Origin of the sequence: Clostridium sulfidigenes (assembly GCF_052067195.1) — a bacterium.
GTDB classification, from domain to species: domain Bacteria; phylum Bacillota; class Clostridia; order Clostridiales; family Clostridiaceae; genus Clostridium_J; species Clostridium_J sulfidigenes.
The window spans coordinates 156960-181198 of sequence record NZ_JBQHQR010000004.1; the positions used below are offsets into that span (position 1 = coordinate 156960).

Consider the following 24239-nt stretch of genomic DNA (forward strand, 5'->3'; position numbering starts at 1 on the left):
TAAAAGAGACTAGATTTCTCTAATCTCTTAACCAACAACTTGATAATATTGTTCTTCGTATCCTATTCTGTAGCCTATCACTCTAAAATCAACTTTTCCATTATATCCTCTTACTGTAAAGCTAGTTCTATCCTTAGAAACTATAATTACCCCTGGATTACTACAGAATACTGCATAAGTAGATATAGTCTTAAGGAATGTACTGTCTAAAGATACTGTAGTTCCTTCCTCTTTTATATCTATATCGAACAACACATCTTCTAATAATACCTTTGGACTATCTATTGGAGACATTCCAAGTGTCGCTCCATCTACAACTATAGTTCCTCCAGCTTTCGTTCCGTTTGTGTTAAATACATGTCTAGGTGTTCCGGCAACCATAAAACTAATAGTACCATCCGGAGATATTCTTATTCCCGTATCTACGCTTTTAGAAATATAAAATCTAAACGTACCAGCACTAGCATCTATTTTGCACTGGTCTGCAAAGTAAATGCTTGGCGCTTTGCAATCCAGATAATTAGGATAAAATCTAAACCTAGCAATACCATTTTGGTATATGTCTGTAGCATCTTCGGCGATACGAATATAAGTGTTTTCATTCCATTTTAAACGAATTGCAGTTCCTACTCCCAACTCGTCTTTAGCAGTTGCATCTAAACTACATTTTCCAAATAATCTTATAATAGGGTTGTTTGTCGCAGATTTTAAACGCTCTAAAGATATTGTATTAGCTTTAATGTTTCCACCATCAATAATTGTTTGTCCAGCGGTGCTTAGGTTCGTCATGGTGACATATCCAGTAAGATTTATTTTACTAGCACTTATTTTTATAGATTCGGCAGTTTGATTAATACAAGAAATAATAGCATTGGAAGAAACCTTTGCTCCTAGATCAGATTTATAAGAAGTTGAGCTTCTAACCGTAGATACAATTGCGGTATCAGTAATCTTCTGTTCTGCACTATTAATTCTCATAGTTAAATCAGCAGTATCTGTAATATCATAAATAGTTGCTGATGCTATACGCCACATAAAAGGTATAGTCCCTTTGTCTATATAGAAGAAGTTGGTCGTAGAGAAAGTACCATCACTACCACAAGTAACTTTATGAATATACTCTTCCCATTGTCCAGTTCCCGCATTACTCGTCAACCATTTAGCACTCCCACCACTTCCATAGGCGTTAGATGCAAACATTAATTTACTTCCTACTGGAATTTTAGCTATCATTTTTAATATGAAAATAGCATTTGGTCTAGCCGTATTTCCAAAATAAAACCCGCCTAATCCAGGGCTTGTAGTTCCTCCAATTGTTTTTACCTCAATACAGTGCGTAGATGTAGTTGGGCAATCACTAGGTTTTGCTATCCTTGTTACTGTAGTATGTGCCCCTCCGGAATTATTGTAAACATTTAGTCCATTATTGCCTTTTGTAAATGTAGCATCTGCATAAATCATCTTACCTTCACTAATTGCTTTTGCTAACTCAATGGCATCATTCTTTGCAGTATTAATTGTACTACTTACTGCAGATATTATTGCACTATCAGTAATTTTTACTTCAGCTGTTTTAAGCCTAGTGTCCATATCCTTTACTTTACCATCTATAGTTGTTGTAGTCTGCTCTACACTAGATACTCTGTTAGTAATACCAGTTAAGTTAGTTTCTATTGTAGCAGTTCTTTTAGATACTGTAGTTATTTGCTCTTGTGTGTCTTCTGGTGCTGGTGTCCAATTTGTAGCTTTGTTGCCTTTTTCTATTTTCACATTTTTAAGCCAATATGGAGATGCATATGGGTATAATCCAAGTCCTATTTCCATTTTAAAAGCATTTGGTGGTACATCTAAAATAAATTTAAACTTATCATCTTCTACCGTAATCGTCAGACTTCGTTGTACTTGGGCAACAGTACCATTTTCATTGTAGAAAGTATAATGAGGTGTTAAAGTAGTTAAGTTTGTTTCACCACTTATAATAAGCTTATCTTTAATATTATAAATTGTGCATCCCAATAAATCAGAAGGATTTGCAATAATATTAAAAGTATAGTTCTCGATAACAATATTAGCGGTATCTCCTATGTTATTATGAGATGCTTTGTATTTACCTACATTTTTAAGAATAAATAAATTCCTACCACCAACCTCAATTCTATCTATAGCCCCGTTTACGATATTTGTAACTTGAATTGCTTCAACTTTTAAAGCTATAGAATCTTTCATTTGAGCAATTGTGGAACTTTGTGTACTTACTGTACTATTAAGTCCATTAATACTTGCACTATGAGAACTAACTGTTGCTACTGTACCATCTAGTGTCCTTTTTATTTCATTTGTCCTAGTATCCACACCAGTTATTTGACCGGTTAATTCATTTATAGTAGTCGTATGACTACTTATAGTACTACTAATAGAATCTACTGTAGCTACTGTAGAATTATAAGCATCCTTTAACTGTGTAGTTACTCCATCCTTAACTATTGTAGTGTTACTTATTAATGCACTTATCTTGCCTTGCTGAACATTTATAGCAGTTGTATTACTTTCTGTAATAGTTTTTACACCATCTACTGTATTGTTAAGTTCATTAAAAGCTACATTCAAAGTTTGGCCTTTTTCATCTATCATTACTTTAGAAGATTTTAGGGTATGTGTGTTAGTATCTTTATTAAATTCTTCTATGAAACTATTATAATCTATCTGCTTACCACCTACAGAATTCTCAGAAATCATATTACCTTTTATGAGGTCATCACCTATAGCATTTTCCTTAATTCCTCTGTGGTCTATAAGAGTGGTAGTTCCATCTTCTCCTCTTAAAATAAAATTAAAATCACCTTTGATATCCTGTCCCATTTGTATTCTAACTCTATTATTCTTATCCTTAAATTGTTGGGTAGCACCTGTTATTTCAATTCCACCATTATCAGATTTTATCTTGAACTTATTAGTAGATATATCTCCGGAATTAATTTTACTAACATCTAGATTCTCAATCATGGCGTTTTTGATGAAGCCATTGTCTACAGTGACTTTATCGGAGGTAAGGATTAAAGACTGGATATTGTTAGATGTAAGGTTTCCATTTACAAGAGTTTGTATATCTCCTACGCTACTTTCTAATATCTCTATTCTTCCTACACCAGCATTAAGTTCTGTTATATCTGCTTTATCAGCCTGTAACTTTACTATATTAGCATTAGCTGCATCTAGTTGTGTTATTGTAGCACTTGTAGCCTCAAGATCACCAACTCTAATTTCAACTGCATTAAGGCTTTCTATATCTGCCTTTTTAATTGTAATTTTTTCTACTGTACCCTTTATAGCCCCTTCAGATATAGTTCCGTTACTACTAGTAATATTATTTACGGTTTTCGAAGTATCTTCATATTCCTTTTGCATATCCTCAAATGTCAATATAGTGTTTGCTATCTCACATGTATTCTTATCAGGTTCATCTGGATATTCTACCATTTTAACTATTCTTTGCTTTTCTTTAATACCTTCTTCTTTAGATATAAGAGTAATTATGTCTCCAAGACCATATGATAAAATACTATACTTATCATTAATGCTTGCGAGATCTACTATATCAGCTCCATAACTTTTATAAGGTTTACTTAACTCTTCTAACTTTGCAATCGCATCTTCTCTAAGTGAATTTTCATCTGTATATTTTTCAGCCTTCCATATAATAGTTTTCTTTTTTGAAGAATATTGATAATTTTCTACTGTAACTTTTAAGTCGTTTTCTCCTATGGCAATAAGTCTTGTACAAAAATCATAAGAATTACTTTTTACATCTAAATCTCTTAAATTTAGAGAGTCTATAAAATAGACTCCCTTGTCATTTCCAAGCTTTTTGGCTATATTTATCCTTTTATTAAGTGTATCAAACTCCATTTCTACAAAATAGGTTTTCTTAATATCTTGGATTATATCCCACGTACTACAATTAATTTTTCTTATGGTTCTCTTTTTAGTCTCATTGCAATATCCTATTATCCAACCTGTTCCAGCTAGTGCAAGTGTCAAACATTCAGCTATAGTTTGATCAGAAGTATCAAAGTGTTCCCAAGTCTTACCCTCTAAGTCTTCTACATTAAGAACTGCTTGAATAGATTTCCACTCTCCATTAGTTGAAATTTCTTTTATTACAAACTCATGAGTTTTAGTTCTTATATACCCCTCTTCTTTAATCTCATCGGAGAATCTAGATGGATATGAAAAAGAAAGTGTCTTATCTCCATTGCTAAGAACACTTTGTATTTTAAGGTCTTTATATAAAGTTAAATTACTTATTTTAACTTTGTTTAAGTCATATAATTGTAGCATTATTAATCTCCTTTCTCTGTATCAAGAGTTTTAGGGATTACTCCTCTATCATATAATCTATAAGCATTAACTCCATTGGACTCATAACACAATCAGAGTTTACAAGTTCATCTATTTGAAATTTATGAATATCTATTTCATTCTCTATATCTAATAGATCTTTAATATCTCGATTCCAGTCCATTATATATTCCTCTGCAATCCTTATATTATTATCTTCTATTAAAGGTTTTCCCTCTTCGTCTTTAATACTATACATATCAATAAGTTTTTGTTTTTCTTTGTTGTATAACTTAAGTTCATCTTCTATTTTTGCTATATTCTTAGCTAAAACATAGGAAACTTTTATAGGTAATTTTTTTTGTGATATTGCTCCTAAAACTGGAGCATCATTTACTATTCGGTTATTGTTTAATTTTATAATCATTATAAAGTACCTCCTAAAACCAATTCTTTTACCAATATATAAATTTTTATAAAATTCAATCACGTAAGCAAATTGTAGATCTTCTATCTCATTATTTTTTGTAAATGCTAACTTCTTAGTTGCTTTTAACACATTGATCATCTTTTCATCTAGATATATCTAGGTTTATATTTAATATTTATATCTACATTATTTCTGCTAACAGTAATTGTATTAATTCCTGGTTTAAGTGTAGGAAATTCCCACATATCGCAATCACTAAACTTATTAATTCCATCAACTGTTACAGTATCTTCTCCTATTGTTACCCTTTTACCCCCTATTAAGTTTTTAATAATAATAGGGTTATAACTTAATCCATTGATTACTATATCTGCAATAGATATAGAAGGTATTATTTCAACTATAGCCGGTATTTCTATATCACCATCTACATTTATAGTTTTATTATTAATTCTATTCATGATTTCAATTTTCTCTTCTTTCTCAGCTACAACAAGCATAGTCACTTCTAGAATTTCATTTCCTTCTACTATATGCTTTGATGATGGAGTATCACTTATAAAACCCCTATAATAAATGTCTATATCATGAAATTTTATTGTTGATATGGCTAATTGCTTAATAAGAATACTCTTCATTATCTCTATCTCATCATCATTACTGCATATTATATCTAAAGTAAGTTTAAGTACCTTATATTTATATCTAAACTTATTAGATATATATGGATTAAGTGAGTTAGCACTCCAATTGTTTATAATATCAATTTCAGCTGTTCCTATATTTCTATCTAACAATTTTGCTTTAAAGTTACTTATATTAATATTATTTATAAACACTATCTCACCCTCTTTCCAGCTAAAGCAAATTTACCATCAACTTTTTTATAAGTATACTCGGATATTTTTTCGCTATCCATATATACTGGAACTATAAATGTACTATCTTCTTGAATATCATTATTATTTAGATTAGTATATGGAGTTTCCATAGCAGCTCTATAGCTAGAGTTCATTGCCATATTGGCAGAAACATTAGTAGTTTCAAAATCAATTGTAGTTCTCATTTTTCTTGTTAGATCCTCTAGATTACCATCTACTTCTTTTTCAAGATTTGGAGTTTCTACATCAATACCTACACCAATACCTTTAATAAGGTTTTTACCTATCATATCTCTAAACAGAGTTGATGGTGAATGGATTCCAAAAAAGCTTTTAAATCCATCTGCTATACTGCTGGCTATATTTTTTGCTGTATTCACTACTGCACTAACCCCTGCTAAAAGACCATTTGTTAGACCATCCAAACAGTTTGTACCTATTTGTTTCCAATTAGCTTGAGCAAAAGCATTTATTATTGCAGATATTATAGTAGGTATACTACCTACTAACATAGGAATTGCTTTAATAAGTCCTTGTATTAAAGCCATTATTATTTGAATGGCTGCACTAATAATTGATGGTAAATTATTAATAACTGCTGATACTATTCCATTTATTATATTTGGAATTTGTGCAATTAATAGTGGCAATGCTTCAATTATTCCTTGTATTAGAGCCATTATTATTTGAATGGCTGCCTCTATAATTAATGGTAAATTTTCCGCAACTGCTGATACTATTCCATTTATTATATTTGGAATTTGTGCAATTAATAGTGGTAATGCTTCAATTATTCCTTGTATTAGAGCCATTATTATTTGAATGGCTGCCTCTATAATTAATGGTAAATTCTCAATAACTGCTGATACTATTCCATTTATTATAATTGGAATTTGTTCAATTAATAGTGGTAATGCTTCAGTTATGCCTTGTATCAGAGCCATTATTATTTGAATGGCTGCCTCTATAATTAATGGTAAATTCTCAATAACTGCTGATACTATTCCATTTATTATATTTAGAATTTGTTCAATTAATAGTGGGAATAATTCAGTTATTACTTGTATTACAGTCATTATTATTTGAATGGCTGCCTCTATAATTAATGGCAAACTCTCAATAACTGCTGATACTATTCCAATTATTATATTTGGAACTTGTTCAATTAATAGTGGTAATGCTTCAATTATTCCTTGTATTAGAGCCATTATTATTTGGATGGCTGCCCCTATAACTTGTGGCAGATTTTCTATGATGGTATTTACTATACTCAACAAAGCTTGTACAGCCATCGGAATTAACTCTGGTAACGTTTCAGATATTCCATTAATAAGCGCCAAAATAATATCTATACCACTCTGAAGTATAAGCGGTAATTTTTCTGATATATTTGATAACATATTAGCAAATACATCTCCAACACTACCTGCAAGTCCTTCGAATCCACCTTCATTGAATGCTGAAGATAGCTGTCCTATCATATCTGTTGCTGAAGCTGTTATTTCTTTTAATGGGGCATCTACGCTATCACTCATATCTTTTCCAAGACTCATTAGTGAGCTTTTAAATATAGTAACTTCACGGCCTAAACCCTCTTCCATAGTTGCCGCTGTTGCATTTAGCTTTTCTATTTCTGCTCCTGCATTTTGGCTAAAATCTGCTATTTTAGATACGCCTTGTGCAAACTGTTTTCCAGCACTTATTCCATAAGAGCCAACTTTTCCAATAGCTTTTGTAATATTGCTAAATGCCTTTATACTTGATTTACCAATGTCCATAGCTAAGTCTGACATAGTTTTACTACTTTTTTCTTTTACCTCATTAGCTTTTTCTTCAAAGTTATTTATAGTATTATTCATTGTTTGGTTTATGGTATTATTTATTTCTATATTTATTTTTGTTAAGTCAACTAATAGTTCTTTTCTATCAATTATAATATTTGACATAATATCACCTGCCTTTTATAAAGCAGGCTATGGCTCACTACTCTATGGTGTGGCTCTAAGCTCTGGCTTTTTTATTTCTATATTTATTAACCTCTTACATCTACTACATTTTATTTCTCCTTTGATGTAATCAGCTTTAATTAATAATTTATTACAAAATGGACATTTTACTTTTACTATGCAAATCACCTACCTTTACTAATAAAAAGTGCCTAGTTTTATAAGCACTTTTTATTAGTTTTTATAGTTAGAATACTAAAATCAAAGTATTCCCCTTAAGTCTCCATTTTCCATAAGAGCATTTTCAATTTCTGTTACCTTTTGTTTTTTTGATTTACTCATTGGAATAGCATAAATTCTCTTCATATTACTATAAAAATCCTTTTGTTCTTTGCTCATATTGGTATTTATAGTCATAGATCTATATCCCATAATCTTAACTATTTCATTGTCTTCCTTTAAAGCTCTAAACATGGCTTTAAATTTCCACCAATGTAAATCTTCTATATCCTGAAGGTCTATGTCATATTGGGTTAGAAAAGCGGAGTAAATATAGTCATCGTCATATTCAAAACTATATGCTCTTGTACTCTTGCCCATAGATACTCCACTACTTCCTTCATTAATATCTTTTCCACCACTATAAAACCAAAGGATTTGTTTAATCGCTTCTTCTAAATTATCTGGTATTACTGGATAATATAGAAGAAGAGCATTATATATCTTTTCTTTATCATCAAGCTCATCATCCTGCATCATTATCTCAAACAAAATGGATGTACGAAAATCGTAATTAATCTTATATTCTCTATTATTTATTTCAACTTTTCGAGGTAAAACATCAATTAAAATATTCATTATTTTTTAGAACGTCTTTGAATTCTATTAGAAGAATACTTATTAGCAATGAGTTCAATTTCTTTATTTTTCTCATTTATGCCTGTTATTAGAGCCTCAAAAGCCTTTAAACATTCAAGTAAGTTAACTTTATCTCCAAATACTCTTTCATGAGTACCTTGTCCAAAAAGTTCATCGAATACATTAAAGATGGCTTTGCACTGAGTCCTTATCCCTTCTCCAATTGACATACCCTTTGTTTCTTCTTCTATATTCATTACTTTTTTTATTGCTTTATCATATTTTTCTGCAACATCGGCATCAAATATATCTAATTCTAGCTCAATTCCATTAATATTCATTAAATATTCCTCCTACTAAATTGCAGTAAATGTTTTTGTTGCAGTATTGAATGTACCTTCTATAAAATCTCCTACTGCATTTAAGTTTCCTGATACCACAATAGTTTCTCCGCCTGCTCCAGCTAATCCAGCAACTTCACAACTTACTATAAATTTTCTAGCCTTATAAGTATTCTCACTTCCTTCTATTGGTTGAAATAGTTCAACTTTAACATAGTCAAATTGTGCATCTGCCCCTGTAAGATGATTTCTTCCAACATTGTATAATGCCATTACTGCCCCTTCACTTTTAATTAAATCTGATGTGAATGGGAATTGTGTTTGGTATGACTTAATTGTAGTTGAAGATGATTTATCGTTAATATAAACTTTAGTATCAAGTTGAGCTGCTGGATTTTCATCTAATGTATTAAATCCAGCTCCCATTAATTCATATTTTTCTACACCTGTTGATCCACCTATATTTATATAATCTGCTATTTGATGTCTTTGTATTGATTCTCTACTCATTATTTTTTCCTCCTTCTTGGTAATATACCAATCTACATTCTATTTTATATTGTGCTTTATCTAGATTTTTTTCGAAAACATAACCACTTGTTAATGCTTCTATTTTTTGTGCCACTCTCCCACTATCTAGTACTGGTAGATTATTAAGCTCTGATTGAAGTTCTAGCCACTTAGCAAAGTTTTCATAGAATTTACTATTAGCTATATTTTGTACTACATCTTGTCCGCATACTTCCCTACTGACAAACATGAAACAGTATTGTCTAAGACTAGTTCCATCAATATACTTTTTCAAAACTTGTTCTCTAGGAAGTTCTTCTATCATATAGGATACTGTATTTTCACCTAAGTAATTAATATTAATACCATCATTAATATTTGCTAGATAAGGACAGGTTCCTATATATTCTTTGATACTTTCTACTATATTCATTTCTACCTCCTCTACTGATTTATATATTTTTAATATCTATTAGCTATTTATTAAAATCATTGTCACAGTTTAAGACTTTGGTTACTAGTTTTTAAAATTGAAATGGTTTATCTAGATCCTATTTAGCTAATAAAATTTAAATATATATTTTTATTTACTTTAAATTAGAGGCTATTCTTTCTTTTTGAATTATCCTAATGTATTTCAAAGAATTTATAAATCTTAATATGAAAGTCACCGCATTGTTATCACCCCTTTCCTTTAGCTTCATTTCTTATTTGTTAATAAAACTTTTTAACCATAACTCATAGTGATAAATTAGTAATCTAAACTTTATTATTCTTATTTTAAAATTTAAAACTAATTTATTATCTTAAGACTCAACTTTTAATAACTTATCACCACTGCGATGATATTATTCTAGCACCGCTTTAACCCGATTATATAAAGAGAGTTTAAAAGGAATTTATAAAGAATTTAAAAAGAATATATTTGCAAGAGATTTAATAGCTTTTGACTTTATTGCTGATACATATTCTTCTGTAATATAAAGCTTTGCTGAAATATTTCTATTACTTTCCTTCTGAAAATATCTCATTTCAATAATACTTCTTTCTCTATCTGTAAGAATTTCTAGAGCATTTTCAATCTTTTTTATTTCAGCCTCTTTAACTTTTATAGTATAATTTAATCTGTTAATTTGAGCCTCTTTTCTTATTATCATGTTTTCCACTGTTGAAGTAATTTTATTAGTTTTTCCTGTCTTCTCCACGTAATTTACACCAATTCCGTCATCATATTCATTTTCTAGTAACTCTATATCTAGTTTTATATTTTTAATTTCTGCTTTCGTTTGATTAAAGTTATAAAGCATAGTTTCAATTTTTTTATTCATATTCATACTGATCCCCCTTGAATTTAATTCAATTTTTATTATTTATTCTTGAAATATTATATTGATTTAAATTCAATATAATATTTCATTTGTTAAAGACATATTTCAGTCTGCACTCTAATTATAACGTGATTCACTATTATTGAGTTATTTGTCTAAATATACTTCATTTTTCATGCAACCCCCACATTTGAATTTAATTCAATATTTATATTTTGATTTTATTGAATTAAATTCAAATTGTCAAGTCGTATTGAATTTTTTTTGATTTTATTTCAACTTATATTGATTTTACTTCAAATATGGTTATAATATAATTATAGGAGGTGTAAATATATGAATACACTGGGTATTAGGTTAAAAGAACTTCGAAAAAAACATGGATTAACACAAAAATCATTAGCAGATATTCTTTTAATAGATAATAGCTCAATTTCTAAATATGAGAATGATAAAGCAATACCAGAAAATGAATTGCTTCAAAGAATTGCCGATTTTTTTTCCGTATCTGTAGACTACTTACTTGGTAGAAGTGATATATCATCACCTAAAAAATCAACTTTTGATGATTTAGAATTAAATCCCAAAGATAAAAAAGATATTGAGAAAATTTTTAACAGTACCTTGGAGTCTTTAGAAAATCAAGAAGGACTTATGCTTTCCGGTAATCCTATTAATGATGAAGACTGGGAATTATTAAAATCTGCTATTCAAAATGGAATTGAGTATGCTAAGAAAATGAATAAGATAAAATATACCCCTAAAAAATATAAAAAATAGTTTCAAACATTATTTCGTAAAATTTGATGATGTTTTTGGGGGGGAATATAATTTTGGAAATTTCAATTTTAGTAAATAACTTAGTAAAAAAATATAAAACTAATGATCCTCGTGAATTATGTGATGCTCTTGGAATAAATGTTATGTACGAAGATTTAGGGTCTATTCATGGATTTTATCAATATGCTCCAAAAAATAAAATAATTCACTTAAATATTAGATTAAGTGAAATCGATATGTTATTTACTTGTGCTCATGAACTTGGCCACGCTATATTGCATAGTAATTTAAATATACTTTTTTTAGAAAGTAAAACTACTCAAGTTAAAGGTAAATATGAAATGCAAGCTGATCAATTTGCAGCTGAGCTGTTGATTGATAAGTCAATAATACTTAATTACGAAGGTTTATCTATAAACACTATTGCTAAATGCGAAAATATAGATATAAAATTTTTAAAACATAAATTTTTATATAAATAAATTATTGAAAATTCATCAATAAAACCATCAGGATATACTAAATCATATATCTTGATGGTTTCTGTTATATAAATTTATATTCTATATTTCATGTATTTTATACTAATTTTTGATTGAAAATATTATCTAACTCTAACTTCCTCACCTTTTTTTGAATTTCTTCTGACTCTAAAATATAAAGTCCATTATCCTTCATTCTCTTAAAGTACTCGGCTCCTGCAAAGGTATATCTATTTCTTCTACCTTCTGTAGTTTGAACCTTTTCATTAGCATAAGCTATAATGTCTCCAGTAGCTAAATTTCTTGGAAGGGTTAAAAGTGGCATTCCAAGCTCATTTCTAACAGCATTATGTCCTGCTAATGAACCAGTTGTTATGGCTTCTGCTCTTTGTCCCAAATTGCGATAAAAGAGAATGAATTGATATATAGTGATTTATGTGAAAATACATTTTCAGAGAGAATAAAAAAAGCTAAACTTTTAAAAGGATTAACACAAGAAAGGCTTGCTTTACTTACTGGATTAAGTAAATCTACAATTTGTGAACTTGAAGCTGGATATAGAGATAACATAACTAGAGACACTTTAATTAAATTATTAAAAATACTTGACAAAGACATACTATGTGATGACTATTTGACATACATATTAAACCAGGAAGAAAATATTAAAAACCTTATATCAACGTATGGTAAAACAGAATTGTGTACGCTTTTTAAGGTTCATAGATCTACATTGGAAAGGTGGCATAGTGGTAAATATCAATTACCCAAAGAAAAGTTTAATTTAATTAAGAAATTAAATTCAAAAGACCATGAAATTTAATCATGGTCTTTCTGTTTTAAGAATCTATTGTATATTTTAACACATTCATTTATATATTCTTGAAGCTTTGGATCTTTATAAACATCTTCTCTTATATTAGTTTTACCAAATAAATAATCTATAGTGACATTATAAAATTGAGCTAACTTGGAGACTGTGTCCAAACTTGGTTCATACTCATTACGTTCCCAAGAGCTATATGCTTGTCGAGTTATATTAAATGTATTAGCTATATCTTCTTGACTTAAGTCTCTTTCTAACCTAAGTAATTTTAATCTATCTCCTATCACATTCCCCACCTCACATAAATTTTAGCAAAAATATGATATATAAAGAAGGATTTTTCCATTTTGCATAGAAAACTAGCATATATAGTATTAATGCAAGTTTAATTTACATCTTAGGAGGTTTAGGCAATGATAAATTATAAGGGGTTAAGAATAATAATTAAGGAAGTGTCTAGTTTCAAATACTTTATTACTAAATATAAAGGTGTATTAATAATCTATTGGAATGGAAATTTAAGCAATAAAGAAAAATCTAAAATGTTACATAGGTCTATTAAGAAAGTAAAAATGCAAAAGACTAAGGTTTAATTTCCTTAGTCTTTTACACTACATAAACAAACATTATAAAAGCTATAGCTAGTGCTTGTATAAAATAATCCTCTGCGCCTCTAGTCTTAATTAACTTACATCCATAATAACTCTTTCTCCATGGATATAAATATGGTGTTCCCATCTTAGTAAAACTATCTGCTACTAGATGCAATGTAAAGTTTATAAACCACACTAGAGCTATCCACTTATTTAAGATTAGTATAGAAATACTACTTATAATTAATACTAATAGTGAGTGTGTATACGTTCTATGTTTTATTCCTAAAAGATAATCCCAATCCGGAACAACAGATCCTAACACTCCTATTGCTGATATTGGATTATTTAATATTATTTGTAATGTAGCAGCTACACCTATAGCTATGTGTGTTCGTTTCATCATACTCTTACAACCTCCTGTTCTCTCCAAAAGTATATAAAAAAACCTATCCAACGATATGGATAGGTAAAGTGAATTTAGTTGGGTATATTACTAAGGTTTCATCTTTAGTTTATTTCATGATACTTACTATATTTTCTTTAGTACTTCCTTAATTTCTTCTATTCTTATGTTTTTAATATTTTTATTTTTCTTCTCGCCTGGCCCAACACGACGTTTATGTTTGCTTACAACTAGCATTGTCACAGGAGCATTTGTTTTGCTCAATTCCTCATAAATACTGAGTAATTTTTCTTCTTTTGTCCTATTAAAAATATCTACTTCTACAGTTATAATTTGCCCATTTTTTAATATAAATATACAGTCAATAAATTTTTTATTTATTTCATACTCTCTTTTCATATAGGTTACTCGGTCTTTAAGTTCAACTAAGATATCCGTTAAAACCAATGTATGAAAAGAGGGTATTTTCTTTATATAGTAAACCTTCTTGCCTAGCGTTGGATGGATAGATTCTTTAATATACTTATTATTTGCAAGTATTTTTAATCTTTTAGCTGCCATTGAATAGCTAGGAAAAAACAACTCTTGTAATTGTCCTATGGTTGCTCCTGTATTATCTGTAATAAAATTAATAATTTGAATATCTCTATCCGTTAATTCCATTTAGAATCTCCAAAATATTGCTTAGGTCACTTTCGATAACTTCCTTTGGTTTCTCTATCTTCTTTTCTACTATTCTATCTTTAATGTTTTCCATAACCATGTTATGATCCATGGTAAAACTATATCCTTTCTCTTCTTCTAGTGTCCTACATATAATTTCTCTTTCTCCGAGCTTAGTTGCATTTTCATTACCCAAGATAACCTTACAAGCTGGGCCATCTGCTATTTTTAAGCTTATTCTGGTACATAGTTGAGCTTTTATATCCGTTGGTATACTGTCTGAGGTTGGCTTTTGCAATGCAGTAATTAGGAATACACCACTACTTCTACCCACATTAACTATCATTTTAAGGTGCTTTAGACATTTAGTTTTTAATGCTTTCTCTTCTTTACTATCCCCTCGACTTATATTAAGGAAACTAAACTCCTCCACTACAACATAGGTGTATTTAAGTTTATTCCCATTATCTTTATTATAATCCTCAATATTATAGTAACCTTTAGTATTATCTATTAGCTTTTCTCTTCTTCTACATTCTTTATCTATGCCATCTAACGCTTGTAGAACTTCATTTAATGTCTTAGAGTATGTTTTTACTTGTGCACAATTTTGAAATACCCCTAAGTCGTTTTTACGAATCTGAAGTAAGTGTAAATCTATATAGCTACAATACTTAATTAAGTTAGTTAGTATTAATAATAATATTCTAGACTTTCCTGTTCCAGTATCTCCACCAATAAGCATGTGAGGGAATTTGTTCATATCTACTATAATTGGCTTAATAAGACCATCTGCAATTAACAACTTGTTACCTGGTAATTGCATAGGTGAATAATCTTTGAACTTGTAATTAGCCACACAATTCATAATAACCACGTTATTAACTTGGCTTAGTTGTATGCTTTGAAATTGTAATCCTTCTTTGAATATATCTATATCTCTATTAAGATTTTCAAATGTATATCCATAGGGTAGTTCTGTAATTATGTCATAGCCGTATGGAGTCCTATCTATTCTCCATATCTTAAGAGTTTTTTCAAGGTTGTTAGTAAATTGACTTTTAGAGTAGGTAATCTGTTTCCATTTCTTCCTTAGCTTAATTTTGTCTAGATTTCTATATAGTGCTACACCAGCACCAGCTATTGCAAATTCTGTTATCACTTGCTATTCCTCCCTTCCACTTTTACTGCTGATATTGAATAAATAATAATCCCACTAAGTATTATTAAACCTTCTTTTAAAGTTCCTGTGAAAATTGCTAGGCTTTTTATGCCATTCAAAATCAATAAATCTAATCCAAACATTGAACATTCTCCTTATCTAAGTGCTTAATGTAATACTCCAAAGCTTTCTTAACAAAATCTGATTTCTCCTCTTGGCTATTAACTGTTACGAATAACTTCATATCTTTGGTGGTGTTTTTAAAACTAACTGTAATCTTATTTACCATTGTTTAACCTCTCTTTTCTTATTTCTTAATATATCTATATGCATAAATTTATAAATGTTTCCTAAAATATAAGAAAAATCTTAAATTATAGGAAAAAAGATTAAAATAAAAAAGGTATCTAGAATTAATCTTCTAAATACCATATATCTTTAATATCTTTATTTAATTTATTAGCTACTACTAAAGCACCTTCTAGAGTAGGCTTACTATGTCCATTCTCCCATCCACTATATGTTTTTATACTTACATCTAAATATTTAGCAAACTCACCCGGAGCCATCATATATTCCCTCATTCTTATCTCCTTAAGTCTATTCTTAACCATAACACCACCTCTTAATTATTCTATTCTCTACAAGTATAACATTTCCTTTTAATGTCAAAGATTTTATTGAGGTGAATTTATGGATTTTATAAAATATAGTGCTAAAATTTATTTACTAGGTTGTGGTGTTGCTTTAAACCTTCTATTTATATATCTTTTAATTGCATAAAAAATAAGGGTAGCAAGTTTTACCTCACTACCCTTTAATTATTTATATATCTTTAGTTATTCTTATATATGAAGAACTTACCCATCCAATTTTATTACATTTAGCTGGAGCATTATAATATCTTACTTGACGCCAGTTACCAGCCCTTCCTACTATAGCAACTTTTTCATTTAAGTTGAGTTCACCCTGGATTCCATAATCAGTACTAGCTCCATTCCTAGCATTTAAGGATTTTACTGTACAATAAGCGGTACCTTCTTGAATTACTGTGCTTTGTACTTTTATATAGTCCTTGTGAACGTAACATCTATTGTATCCATTATAAATACTATAACAATGGTACCAATCTCCTTCTAGCCTATAAAGAGTAATTTTCTGGCCCTTATTAACTGTTCCTAGAATTTTACCATTCATATTAGCATCTAGTCTTACATTTACACCAGTACCAGTAACAACTCCTGTTTTACCCCGAACTGAATCATCCCATACTTGAGAATTTTGTGGTTTTTTACTTGGTGTAGGTTTTGATGGAGTTTTACCTTTATATTTTATACCTAGTTGAGCTAAAACACCTTTTGCAATTGCAACTCCAAATGTTTCTTGTTCTGCAATGGTATCTATAATTTGATTATCTGTAGTGTTATCTAGGAAAGCACATTCTACAATTGCAGCATCCATATTAGTTTCTCTAATTACTGCATAGTAATCAGTACCACCGCTACCCTTTTTGCTATATTCTTTTACTGTATCTTGACCTATAGCTTTCATTTCTCTAGCTATATTATTAGATAAAGATAATCCTTTTCCTCTATAAATAGAAGATATAACTTCACCTCTATCTCCTTTACCAGCGTTACAATGAATAGATACAAAGTAAATAGCTTTAGCTAAGTTTGCTATTTGAGCTCTTTGAGAAAGTCCTACATAAGTATCTGTTGACCTAGTTAATACTACTTGTACACCATGCTCTGTAAGTACATTTCTACAACTTAGTGTAGCTATTAAAACTATTTGTTTTTCTATAAGTTTTCCATAACAAGCACCTGGATCTGAACCACCATGTCCAGCATCTAAACATACAATATAATTTTTCATAATCTATTCCTCCTCAAACTTCTAAAAATAAAAGAGCAAGGTTTCCCTTACTCCTGTTTACTTTCTGATTTCTTTTTTAATATATCTACTGCATTTACAAGTGCATCTGGTAGCTCTATACCCATTAATCCAGCATTCTCTATAATACTTAATACTTCATTAGCCATGAACCCTAGAATTACAGCATTACGTATAAGTCCACTATTACCCATTACTATATCCATTTGTACAGCAACAACTATAATTAGATATATAAATACTTTCTTTGCTAAGCCTTTAAACCCGGCACTACTTTGTGCTGCACCTGTTTCTGTTTTAGTGCTATTCTTAAATACTGCAGCAACAATAAATCCACTAACAAAATCTACAATGCTACATATAAACAAGGCATAAAATAGTATGTCTAATCCTCCGAAAAGTTTACCCATAAACCCACCTACTAAAACTATGGTAGTATAAAACCCTGCTTTAACTCCATTTAAGCTTTCCATTTTCTTTCCTTCTTTCATAAATTAATTTTAAAAATAAAAAAGAGACTAGCCATGCTAATCTCTTTTTATGCTATTCAATTATTTCAACAACTTCTAAATCCTTAATTTCATCATCTATATACTTAAATGTAACTTTCCCTTCGCCAGATTCACTCAAGTAATTTTTAATATTATTTCCATCTAAATCCACACTGCATATGCCTTCGTAGTGACCATCTTTACTCATAATCATCTCAATATCATTAAATCTTTTTACATTAACTCCATCTCCAAATGGGATATTTTCATATGATATATGATCATTTAGTTTTTCAATAAAGTCTTCCTCAATTTCGATTTCTCTCATATTTATTCCTCCTAAATTGTGATTTACCTTTATTCTATCAAACAATCCTGGTTGTAACAAATTAAGGGTAGATAGCTTTAAACATATGCATATGCATATAAAAATATAACACTCATTTTTATAGATATTAATACATTATTAAAATCTATATGATAAGTACCTATCTTAGCAGGTGTTTTAAACTCATATTTCATTTTTTAACAATCTGTTAACAATCCAATACTCATACTACTCTAAGTCACAATATCTTTCTATTGCCCCATTATAATTACCTTTTGCTCCTCTGTAATCCAACCTTTCTGTATAGCTCTATCTAGCCCAACCTCAGGTAATCTTCCTTCTTTCCATAGTCTTGCTAATGTTTCAAACATACTCTACACCCCCAATAAGTTAGCTAATACTAATTCTTCTACTGTTTCTTTTAATATTTCTAGTTCTGTTTTAGGCTGCACTACAATTATTTCAACAAATTTTTCACCATCCTGTACATCATAAATATAAATTTTATTTTCTATTGTAGTTAGTTGCCATGGTTTTTTACCTTGAAGTAACTTATACAATTCTTCTGTAACTTCTATTGTAAAATCTTTATGCTCTGGTGCAACCATATCTTTATCTTGATGATATTGTACAAATCTATTTTCATTATCTAACTCTACAAACATAATACCCCTCCTACGCTACTGCAAATGGAAATCTAACTGCAATACAAGTGATATTATTTGCAGATGCACCATTAATAACTTGTGTTCCCATACTATTTTTAACACCTAAACTTAACCCATTAGAGTGTAAAACATTAATAGCATGTTGACTAAAATGGCTAGTTCTTCTTAAACATATTCCAGTTATGCTATTTGCAGTTATACCATTATCTTGTGCAATAAAGAAATAAATACTATTATCCCATTTAAACAGATTTGAACCCTCTCCATTTGTTATATTTACAGCCACGCCGCTTGTAGCAAGTCCGGTATCTTTTAATTTACTATTTATAAAAGTAATCATTTCAGCCAATTGCGACTCAACATCTGAGCCTCCTGCTGTCTTTACCTGTGCTGCTATTGTCTTAAAATTTATTTCATCAAAATCTGTTCCATTGTGCACTTTATAACTTGCATTTTTTTGTACTCCCATTATAAAACCTCCTTTAATAAGTTTGTATCCATACTTGACCAACTACAGGTCCAGCTGGAGCAATATTACTTACTGTTTGTATTAATGCATTTGAAGTAAATCCTACATCATTTTTAAGCTCTGATAGCTTAGTTGGAATCTTTTCATCTACATATTCTTTATTAACTGCATCTGTACTGCTTGTCGGAACTCCGACTCTTAGCAGCTTGTACGAATTCATATCAATATGATTGTACATTTTATTTTGCTTAAATTTATCTAGTAATGGCATTTCATTTGAACCTGGTCTATCTAGTTGGAAATCTATTTCTGAAACCCACGCATTTGTAGTTTCAGGAGCATTTATTGTGATTTCCATTTTAGAAATAAGATAAGCACTATTACGTGCCTTTTGAATAAGTGATGAACCCTCTCTAATAAAATCAGAAAAAGAATACTCATGCCATCCTATTCCATGTGGCTCATAATTACTATAAGTTCGCATTGAAGCAGATGCTGAATGATAAATATGATAATGCGATATATATACATATCCATATGGATATCCTGGAAAATTCCCATTAAAATCTATCAAAATTACAAGTTTCTTTCCACCTGGTATTTGTATTGAATCATCATAACTTCCATTAAATAATGCAGATGGACTAGGGGTTGAATAAACAGTATTATCAGAATTTAATATTTGTACTGTTACTGTAAATCTACTTTCAGCTCTAAACAAAGCATTGTTAATACTATTAATGTATAACTTTTTCCCACCAAAAGGGTTAGTATTCATTATCACAGTACCATCTTGATAAAAATCTGATGCATGTTTTCCACCTAGTAAATCTGCATCCAATCCACTGCCTTCACCATCATTTCCTTTATTCCATACATCATTCCCATTTCTATCTTGCAGTGTATTTAGATATTTCATTATCCAATCACCACCACCCTATATTGGCCACTTGTTGGAGCTACTGCAAATAATAATTTAATGTTATTAGCATCTACTATCTGCCAATCTGTTAGAACTGCATTATATGGACTTGCGACTTCTCTTATAGATACTGTAACATCTGTGGTGCCAAGGTTATGCGTAACTGTAATAGTTGTAGCAGCTCCATTACCTATATTAACTGCATACTTGTCAGTTTTACTATTCCAGGCTGACTTTTCAGTATCGCTAACAAATTTATTATTTGCATCTTGTGCAATTATGGAAGGTGGATGTGTTGTTGGATGTGTATAGCTATAGTTATTATTTATAGTTACTTTATCAGTTGTTGCATCTGGTATTATAGAAATATTAGTACCAGCAACTAATTCTAAAGTATCTGTAGCATTATCTGCTGCTACTATAGTTGTACCTACCTTAACATTACTAAAAGCATTTTGATTAGTTTGAGCTCCTACTGCTATACCATTTAATTTAGTCAATAGAGCAGTAGTAAAGTCCTCTGTACTAAGTTGTTTTCCAGTAACTTTGTCCACCTTATTAGCTAAAGCGTTAGTCATGCTAGTCGCAAAATTAGGATCATTGCCAAGTGCAGTAGCTAGTTCTGTTAATGTGTCTAATGCTCCTGGAGCTCCATTTATAAGATTATTTATAGCAGTAGATATAGCACTCTCTACTTGTGATTTAGTATAAGAATTATCTAGTTTGCTTTTATCAGTAGCAGCCATTAACCCATCACTGGATACAGTAACAAGAGGTATAGGGTCAGCTCCACCACTTAAATGTTCATTTGCATGTATTGGATAAGGCTGGACATTAATAAGCTGGATATATTCTGCTAAAACCACATCTCCTTCACTTAATCCATTTTTCATAGTAAAGCTTGTAGTAGATGTCTCATTAAAAGCTTCATTGCCAATCTTACTTCCATACATAAAAATAGACAAAGCTCCTATGCCTTGCCTGTAACTTCCTTTAGTTAAATTAAATACTGTTTGCCCTTCTGCAGCTATAAACTTTTCTTGCTTGATAAGATAGCTAATAGGATTATCATTAGCATTTAATACTCCACTACTATCTATAGTAAGATTTGCACCAATCTTTACTCCTCCAAGTACTGTTGGACTTGCAGTAGGTGGTGTAAATGTACTAGGCTTTCCTGTTACACTCCCCCATGCTACACTATCAGCAACCTTTGCACTCTCTGCCTTAGCAGTTTTACCCAGGTACGCTGTATCGTGGTTATGTGTGCTAGGTGGGTAAGTTATAGGCTTATTATTTACATTCGACCAGTCTATTGTGTCCTGTCCACCTATTTGCAACCAGTTATTTGTTCCTTGGTCATAGTAGATTTTTTTAGTATCTGTAGCTATATAAGCTCTTAAACTTCCTATAGCTGCTGGTCTAGCTCCCTCTAACCCTTCTAAAATATTCTTCGGAGTAAAACCTAAGGCCTTATTGATATTTACAGTAGTCAATTCATCCCTAATTGTAGAGGATGACTTATTTTCTACACTTCCTAACCCAACATCACTTTTAGTGGTTCCATGTGGATTAGTACCTGTCCCAGGATGTGTATATACTGTTTTTTCTACACTATTAATTTTTATATTTCCATTAGTTGTACTAGCTTCTACTTTAGTTGCTCCTGAAGTTATTCCATCTAGCTTATTTTTTAATGCTGTTGTAAATGCCTGCTCTATGGCATTTAATATTGTAGCATTACTATGACTATGCCTTTTTTCTATTGCATCATTTACTGTATCTGATAAGTTATCATTATCCAATATTGAGCTACTGCTATTAATCAAATTAACTATACTAGCTCCATTTAAAACTTGTCCTAAATCAATCCAGGCACCATTCCATCCATAAAATTTATTATCTGCACTATTAAAATATATTTGACCTGTTACTGGGTTATCTGGAGCAGTTCCTAAGTTTTGTATTCTAGCATTTTGTAGCTCATTTTTGCACAAATCAAAATTAGTTAAATACTTCAATCAATAACCTCCCTTCTAATTCAAATGAGCCTTACCTGCAAATGCACCAGTAAAGCTTACTATTATATTATTACTGTCTATATACTTAGTATCTCCAATAACTTCATTGCCTCCACTATCTACTATAGTTATAGAAGGATACTTGTTTAAGCTATGCATAATATTCCATGTAGCTGCTGGTGATATTTGAGTATGTGTGTATGACTTATCTCCAGCACTACCTCCACCGGAGCTTTGAATGCTATTAATCTGGGATTGCATTTTGTCTGCTATAGTAGGAATAACACTTCCTAAAATTATCTCTATTTTTCTAATTTCTTCATAAACTTCTGTAACCTCTGAAACTCTTTGACTTGTTGTACCCATGGAGTTTTTAAGAGTTATTAAATCTCCTAAATTCCAGTCTACTTCATATATGAAGTTAGAGTTTATAACAGTACTTTCATTTGATGTAATAAAGTCATACTCATTTAATTTGGCTCTAGCTCTATCTTCCAACTTATCATCTTCCGAAATATCCCTAGCATCTATAAATAATTCTCTTCTATCTAGTCCAGTATTATTATTCCGATATACCTCTTGAACTGTTCTATCTTCTCCTTCACCTTGCCCTGCAACATATCCCATTGTTTTATAACTTAAAGAATTATTTATATAAGTAGAATTTGTTATGTTGTCAAATTCATCTGAAAATATTACTCTACTATTTACATCTTGTTCGATTGTTCTGTTTACTCCCTCAACTACATCAAAAACAAATTTTTTTCTGTCTATGTCTAAATATACTTCCCATCCAAAACCAGCAGTACTGCATATTTGCTCTAACTCAAAATCAAGATACTTAAATCTACTCTGCCATGCAAGAATTGAACCCCTCTTTTTATCTATTGCTACTTCTAATTGTTCTATTTTTCTTTTAGAATCTACTGGAGAAATACAGTTATTTATAACATAATGTTTTATAACTTCCTCTGCAGTAGCCTTTATTTCGTCATAGGCTTTTCCAATTGGAGGTACTGTAAGTCTTCTATCTATAATTGACTTTAGATCTCGACCTTTGGCAGTTATTATTTTTTTATCTTCATCAATAGTAACTTCTTCTATTACTCCGGCCTTTTTATAATCTATAAAAATGATATTTCCATCTTTTAATATATCAATATATTTTATAGGTACAACTATTTGAAATTCCTTAGCTTTACTGAAATTTCTTACAAAATAAAAAGAGATATAATCCTCTATATCTCCTAATAGCTCAAAATCTACATTTATTATTTTTATACTGTTTGTATCCATATTGAACCATCCACCGCCAAACTAGGACTTGAATTTTGTATGAATATATTTCTCCATCCTTTTGCTTGTTGACTTTCAAACCACTTATCAAATTGTTCCTGAAATTGTTTAGTCATATCTTTGAATTCACTTAAGTTTTTAGGTCTTATAGCTCCACAAACTTCATTTCTAAATCGTTCATCAGTTATTTTAAAACTCCCACTTATAGGAACAAGTATTTGAGCCAATGACAGTTCATAAATAAAATTATCTCTTTGAAGAGAAGGTACTTGAGGACTACTAGATGCTACTCCTTGCTTTAATTCAATGCTTACTTTACTGTTGCTCAAATTTAATCTAATTACAATCCTGTCGATTCTATTATAATTAACATCTCTAGTTATAGATATTTCTTTAACACTATCATTGTAAAGGTAAAATCCCTTAACGATAGCAAACCCAGAAGCAATTTTAAGTATACCCATTTCTTGTGTTACACCTAATGTCATGTTATTATTACCATCAATACTTACTCCACTTTCATAAATATTATCAAAGTATCTATTAAATTCTTCTTGTCCATATTCCTGGTCTCCATTAAAAAAACCACTATGCTCCAAGTTAT

The 24239-nt window shown here is 30.2% G+C and carries 30 protein-coding genes and 1 pseudogene; 4 read left to right on the top strand and 27 right to left on the bottom strand.

Annotated features, from left to right (window positions below; genetic code table 11):
• Nucleotides 1–27: 27 nt before the first annotated feature.
• The 9 genes from ACTNBA_RS06185 to ACTNBA_RS06225 form a co-directional block, all read right to left on the bottom strand.
• Nucleotides 28–4338, bottom strand: coding sequence for a phage tail spike protein (locus ACTNBA_RS06185; RefSeq protein WP_441073056.1), 4311 nt, complete (start codon nucleotides 4336–4338; stop codon nucleotides 28–30).
• Between the two features lie 37 nt (nucleotides 4339–4375).
• Nucleotides 4376–4765, bottom strand: coding sequence for a DUF1617 family protein (locus ACTNBA_RS06190; RefSeq protein ID WP_441073057.1), 390 nt, complete (start codon nucleotides 4763–4765; stop codon nucleotides 4376–4378).
• A 149-nt stretch (nucleotides 4766–4914) separates the two neighbouring features.
• Nucleotides 4915–5607, bottom strand: coding sequence for a phage distal tail protein (locus tag ACTNBA_RS06195; RefSeq protein ID WP_441073058.1), 693 nt, complete (start codon nucleotides 5605–5607; stop codon nucleotides 4915–4917).
• On the bottom strand, nucleotides 5607–7595 hold the full coding sequence (locus ACTNBA_RS06200) for a phage tail protein (RefSeq protein ID WP_441073059.1): 1989 nt from the start codon (nucleotides 7593–7595) through the stop codon (nucleotides 5607–5609). Before ACTNBA_RS06200 ends, ACTNBA_RS06195 begins: the two co-directional genes overlap by 1 nt.
• Nucleotides 7596–7856: 261 nt before the next feature.
• Complete coding sequence (locus tag ACTNBA_RS06205; RefSeq protein WP_441073060.1) at nucleotides 7857–8453, bottom strand: bacteriophage Gp15 family protein; 597 nt, start codon at nucleotides 8451–8453, stop codon at nucleotides 7857–7859.
• Nucleotides 8453–8794, bottom strand: a complete 342-nt coding sequence (locus tag ACTNBA_RS06210) for a DUF6673 family protein (protein ID WP_441073061.1) — start codon at nucleotides 8792–8794, stop codon at nucleotides 8453–8455. Before ACTNBA_RS06210 ends, ACTNBA_RS06205 begins: the two co-directional genes overlap by 1 nt.
• Before the next feature lie 15 nt (nucleotides 8795–8809).
• A complete protein-coding gene (locus tag ACTNBA_RS06215) occupies nucleotides 8810–9304 on the bottom strand; it encodes a hypothetical protein (RefSeq protein ID WP_346847977.1) in 495 nt (164 codons plus the stop codon).
• Complete coding sequence (locus ACTNBA_RS06220; RefSeq protein WP_441073062.1) at nucleotides 9297–9737, bottom strand: chloramphenicol resistance protein; 441 nt, start codon at nucleotides 9735–9737, stop codon at nucleotides 9297–9299. The genes ACTNBA_RS06215 and ACTNBA_RS06220 overlap by 8 nt, the downstream gene beginning before the upstream one ends.
• Before the next feature lie 466 nt (nucleotides 9738–10203).
• Nucleotides 10204–10638 carry a sigma factor-like helix-turn-helix DNA-binding protein gene (locus ACTNBA_RS06225; RefSeq protein ID WP_441073063.1) on the bottom strand — a complete coding sequence of 145 codons (435 nt, stop codon included), beginning with the start codon at nucleotides 10636–10638 and terminating at the stop codon, nucleotides 10204–10206.
• A 330-nt stretch (nucleotides 10639–10968) separates the two neighbouring features.
• Here ACTNBA_RS06225 and ACTNBA_RS06230 point away from each other — a divergent pair, with 330 nt between their 5' ends.
• Nucleotides 10969–11412 (top strand): helix-turn-helix domain-containing protein, encoded by a 444-nt coding sequence (locus tag ACTNBA_RS06230; protein WP_346847974.1) that lies wholly within the window; start codon nucleotides 10969–10971, stop codon nucleotides 11410–11412.
• 53 nt (nucleotides 11413–11465) lie between these two features.
• Nucleotides 11466–11894 (top strand): ImmA/IrrE family metallo-endopeptidase, encoded by a 429-nt coding sequence (locus tag ACTNBA_RS06235; RefSeq protein WP_441073064.1) that lies wholly within the window; start codon nucleotides 11466–11468, stop codon nucleotides 11892–11894.
• A 97-nt stretch (nucleotides 11895–11991) separates the two neighbouring features.
• On the opposite strand, the pseudogene ACTNBA_RS06240 reads toward ACTNBA_RS06235, so the two are convergent.
• A pseudogene (locus ACTNBA_RS06240) lies at nucleotides 11992–12276 on the bottom strand (FAD-dependent oxidoreductase); the annotation flags it as partial.
• A gap of 6 nt (nucleotides 12277–12282) precedes the next feature.
• Between ACTNBA_RS06240 and ACTNBA_RS06245 the strand changes: the two are divergent.
• The gene (locus ACTNBA_RS06245; protein ID WP_441073065.1) at nucleotides 12283–12717 is read left to right on the top strand and encodes a helix-turn-helix domain-containing protein; all 435 of its coding nucleotides are present in this window, start codon (nucleotides 12283–12285) and stop codon (nucleotides 12715–12717) included.
• On the opposite strand, the gene ACTNBA_RS06250 is transcribed toward ACTNBA_RS06245, so the two are convergent.
• Nucleotides 12714–13007, bottom strand: coding sequence for a helix-turn-helix transcriptional regulator (locus tag ACTNBA_RS06250; RefSeq protein ID WP_346920946.1), 294 nt, complete (start codon nucleotides 13005–13007; stop codon nucleotides 12714–12716). The genes ACTNBA_RS06245 and ACTNBA_RS06250 overlap by 4 nt on opposite strands.
• Nucleotides 13008–13133: 126 nt before the next feature.
• Between ACTNBA_RS06250 and ACTNBA_RS06255 the strand changes: the two genes are divergently transcribed.
• Complete coding sequence (locus ACTNBA_RS06255; protein ID WP_441073066.1) at nucleotides 13134–13313, top strand: hypothetical protein; 180 nt, start codon at nucleotides 13134–13136, stop codon at nucleotides 13311–13313.
• 13 nt (nucleotides 13314–13326) lie between these two features.
• On the opposite strand, the gene ACTNBA_RS06260 is transcribed toward ACTNBA_RS06255, so the two are convergent.
• The 16 genes from ACTNBA_RS06260 to ACTNBA_RS06335 all read right to left on the bottom strand — a co-directional run bounded on the left by ACTNBA_RS06260 (nucleotide 13327) and on the right by ACTNBA_RS06335 (nucleotide 24234).
• Nucleotides 13327–13719 (bottom strand): metal-dependent hydrolase, encoded by a 393-nt coding sequence (locus ACTNBA_RS06260; RefSeq protein WP_441073067.1) that lies wholly within the window; start codon nucleotides 13717–13719, stop codon nucleotides 13327–13329.
• A 126-nt stretch (nucleotides 13720–13845) separates the two neighbouring features.
• Entirely contained in the window at nucleotides 13846–14382 is a 537-nt protein-coding gene (locus ACTNBA_RS06265; RefSeq protein WP_441073068.1) for a hypothetical protein, read from the bottom strand.
• Nucleotides 14366–15544, bottom strand: a complete 1179-nt coding sequence (locus ACTNBA_RS06270; RefSeq protein WP_441073069.1) for an FtsK/SpoIIIE domain-containing protein — start codon at nucleotides 15542–15544, stop codon at nucleotides 14366–14368. The genes ACTNBA_RS06265 and ACTNBA_RS06270 overlap by 17 nt, the downstream gene beginning before the upstream one ends.
• A complete protein-coding gene (locus ACTNBA_RS06275; protein ID WP_346920941.1) occupies nucleotides 15541–15687 on the bottom strand; it encodes a hypothetical protein in 147 nt (48 codons plus the stop codon). Before ACTNBA_RS06275 ends, ACTNBA_RS06270 begins: the two co-directional genes overlap by 4 nt.
• Complete coding sequence (locus tag ACTNBA_RS06280; protein ID WP_441073070.1) at nucleotides 15675–15833, bottom strand: hypothetical protein; 159 nt, start codon at nucleotides 15831–15833, stop codon at nucleotides 15675–15677. The genes ACTNBA_RS06275 and ACTNBA_RS06280 overlap by 13 nt, the downstream gene beginning before the upstream one ends.
• A gap of 124 nt (nucleotides 15834–15957) precedes the next feature.
• Nucleotides 15958–16158: a helix-turn-helix transcriptional regulator gene (locus tag ACTNBA_RS06285; protein ID WP_441073071.1), complete on the bottom strand. Its 201-nt coding sequence runs from the start codon at nucleotides 16156–16158 to the stop codon at nucleotides 15958–15960.
• Nucleotides 16159–16369: 211 nt separating this feature from the next.
• A complete protein-coding gene (locus ACTNBA_RS06290; RefSeq protein WP_441073072.1) occupies nucleotides 16370–17422 on the bottom strand; it encodes an N-acetylmuramoyl-L-alanine amidase in 1053 nt (350 codons plus the stop codon).
• 47 nt (nucleotides 17423–17469) lie between these two features.
• Nucleotides 17470–17913: a phage holin family protein gene (locus ACTNBA_RS06295; RefSeq protein WP_441073073.1), complete on the bottom strand. Its 444-nt coding sequence runs from the start codon at nucleotides 17911–17913 to the stop codon at nucleotides 17470–17472.
• Between the two features lie 70 nt (nucleotides 17914–17983).
• The gene (locus ACTNBA_RS06300; protein ID WP_441073074.1) at nucleotides 17984–18259 is read right to left on the bottom strand and encodes a hypothetical protein; all 276 of its coding nucleotides are present in this window, start codon (nucleotides 18257–18259) and stop codon (nucleotides 17984–17986) included.
• 251 nt (nucleotides 18260–18510) lie between these two features.
• Nucleotides 18511–18630: an XkdX family protein gene (locus ACTNBA_RS06305; protein ID WP_441073075.1), complete on the bottom strand. Its 120-nt coding sequence runs from the start codon at nucleotides 18628–18630 to the stop codon at nucleotides 18511–18513.
• A gap of 3 nt (nucleotides 18631–18633) precedes the next feature.
• Nucleotides 18634–18924, bottom strand: coding sequence for a class-II aminoacyl-tRNA synthetase family protein (locus ACTNBA_RS06310; protein WP_441073076.1), 291 nt, complete (start codon nucleotides 18922–18924; stop codon nucleotides 18634–18636).
• A gap of 10 nt (nucleotides 18925–18934) precedes the next feature.
• Entirely contained in the window at nucleotides 18935–19396 is a 462-nt protein-coding gene (locus ACTNBA_RS06315) for a hypothetical protein (RefSeq protein ID WP_441073077.1), read from the bottom strand.
• A gap of 13 nt (nucleotides 19397–19409) precedes the next feature.
• Nucleotides 19410–20315, bottom strand: coding sequence for a hypothetical protein (locus ACTNBA_RS06320; protein ID WP_441073078.1), 906 nt, complete (start codon nucleotides 20313–20315; stop codon nucleotides 19410–19412).
• Nucleotides 20315–22339 carry a hypothetical protein gene (locus tag ACTNBA_RS06325; protein WP_441073079.1) on the bottom strand — a complete coding sequence of 675 codons (2025 nt, stop codon included), beginning with the start codon at nucleotides 22337–22339 and terminating at the stop codon, nucleotides 20315–20317. The genes ACTNBA_RS06320 and ACTNBA_RS06325 overlap by 1 nt, the downstream gene beginning before the upstream one ends.
• 15 nt (nucleotides 22340–22354) lie before the next feature.
• Nucleotides 22355–23635 (bottom strand): siphovirus ReqiPepy6 Gp37-like family protein, encoded by a 1281-nt coding sequence (locus tag ACTNBA_RS06330; protein WP_441073080.1) that lies wholly within the window; start codon nucleotides 23633–23635, stop codon nucleotides 22355–22357.
• Nucleotides 23617–24234, bottom strand: coding sequence for a hypothetical protein (locus ACTNBA_RS06335; RefSeq protein ID WP_441073081.1), 618 nt, complete (start codon nucleotides 24232–24234; stop codon nucleotides 23617–23619). The genes ACTNBA_RS06330 and ACTNBA_RS06335 overlap by 19 nt, the downstream gene beginning before the upstream one ends.
• Nucleotides 24235–24239: the final 5 nt, after the last annotated feature.

Coding starts and splice junctions, on each gene's coding strand:
- ACTNBA_RS06185 (WP_441073056.1), bottom strand. CDS start 4,338: ATGCTACAATTATATGACTTAAACAAAGTTAAAATAAGTAATTTAACT.
- ACTNBA_RS06190 (WP_441073057.1), bottom strand. CDS start 4,765: ATGATTATAAAATTAAACAATAACCGAATAGTAAATGATGCTCCAGTT.
- ACTNBA_RS06200 (WP_441073059.1), bottom strand. CDS start 7,595: ATGTCAAATATTATAATTGATAGAAAAGAACTATTAGTTGACTTAACA.
- ACTNBA_RS06205 (WP_441073060.1), bottom strand. CDS start 8,453: ATGAATATTTTAATTGATGTTTTACCTCGAAAAGTTGAAATAAATAAT.
- ACTNBA_RS06210 (WP_441073061.1), bottom strand. CDS start 8,794: ATGAATATTAATGGAATTGAGCTAGAATTAGATATATTTGATGCCGAT.
- ACTNBA_RS06215 (WP_346847977.1), bottom strand. CDS start 9,304: ATGAGTAGAGAATCAATACAAAGACATCAAATAGCAGATTATATAAAT.
- ACTNBA_RS06220 (WP_441073062.1), bottom strand. CDS start 9,737: ATGAATATAGTAGAAAGTATCAAAGAATATATAGGAACCTGTCCTTAT.
- ACTNBA_RS06225 (WP_441073063.1), bottom strand. CDS start 10,638: ATGAATATGAATAAAAAAATTGAAACTATGCTTTATAACTTTAATCAA.
- ACTNBA_RS06230 (WP_346847974.1), top strand. CDS start 10,969: ATGAATACACTGGGTATTAGGTTAAAAGAACTTCGAAAAAAACATGGA.
- ACTNBA_RS06255 (WP_441073066.1), top strand. CDS start 13,134: ATGATAAATTATAAGGGGTTAAGAATAATAATTAAGGAAGTGTCTAGT.
- ACTNBA_RS06260 (WP_441073067.1), bottom strand. CDS start 13,719: ATGATGAAACGAACACACATAGCTATAGGTGTAGCTGCTACATTACAA.
- ACTNBA_RS06265 (WP_441073068.1), bottom strand. CDS start 14,382: ATGGAATTAACGGATAGAGATATTCAAATTATTAATTTTATTACAGAT.
- ACTNBA_RS06275 (WP_346920941.1), bottom strand. CDS start 15,687: ATGTTTGGATTAGATTTATTGATTTTGAATGGCATAAAAAGCCTAGCA.
- ACTNBA_RS06280 (WP_441073070.1), bottom strand. CDS start 15,833: ATGGTAAATAAGATTACAGTTAGTTTTAAAAACACCACCAAAGATATG.
- ACTNBA_RS06285 (WP_441073071.1), bottom strand. CDS start 16,158: ATGGTTAAGAATAGACTTAAGGAGATAAGAATGAGGGAATATATGATG.
- ACTNBA_RS06290 (WP_441073072.1), bottom strand. CDS start 17,422: ATGAAAAATTATATTGTATGTTTAGATGCTGGACATGGTGGTTCAGAT.
- ACTNBA_RS06295 (WP_441073073.1), bottom strand. CDS start 17,913: ATGGAAAGCTTAAATGGAGTTAAAGCAGGGTTTTATACTACCATAGTT.
- ACTNBA_RS06300 (WP_441073074.1), bottom strand. CDS start 18,259: ATGAGAGAAATCGAAATTGAGGAAGACTTTATTGAAAAACTAAATGAT.
- ACTNBA_RS06305 (WP_441073075.1), bottom strand. CDS start 18,630: ATGTTTGAAACATTAGCAAGACTATGGAAAGAAGGAAGATTACCTGAG.
- ACTNBA_RS06310 (WP_441073076.1), bottom strand. CDS start 18,924: ATGTTTGTAGAGTTAGATAATGAAAATAGATTTGTACAATATCATCAA.
- ACTNBA_RS06315 (WP_441073077.1), bottom strand. CDS start 19,396: ATGGGAGTACAAAAAAATGCAAGTTATAAAGTGCACAATGGAACAGAT.
- ACTNBA_RS06320 (WP_441073078.1), bottom strand. CDS start 20,315: ATGAAATATCTAAATACACTGCAAGATAGAAATGGGAATGATGTATGG.
- ACTNBA_RS06330 (WP_441073080.1), bottom strand. CDS start 23,635: ATGGATACAAACAGTATAAAAATAATAAATGTAGATTTTGAGCTATTA.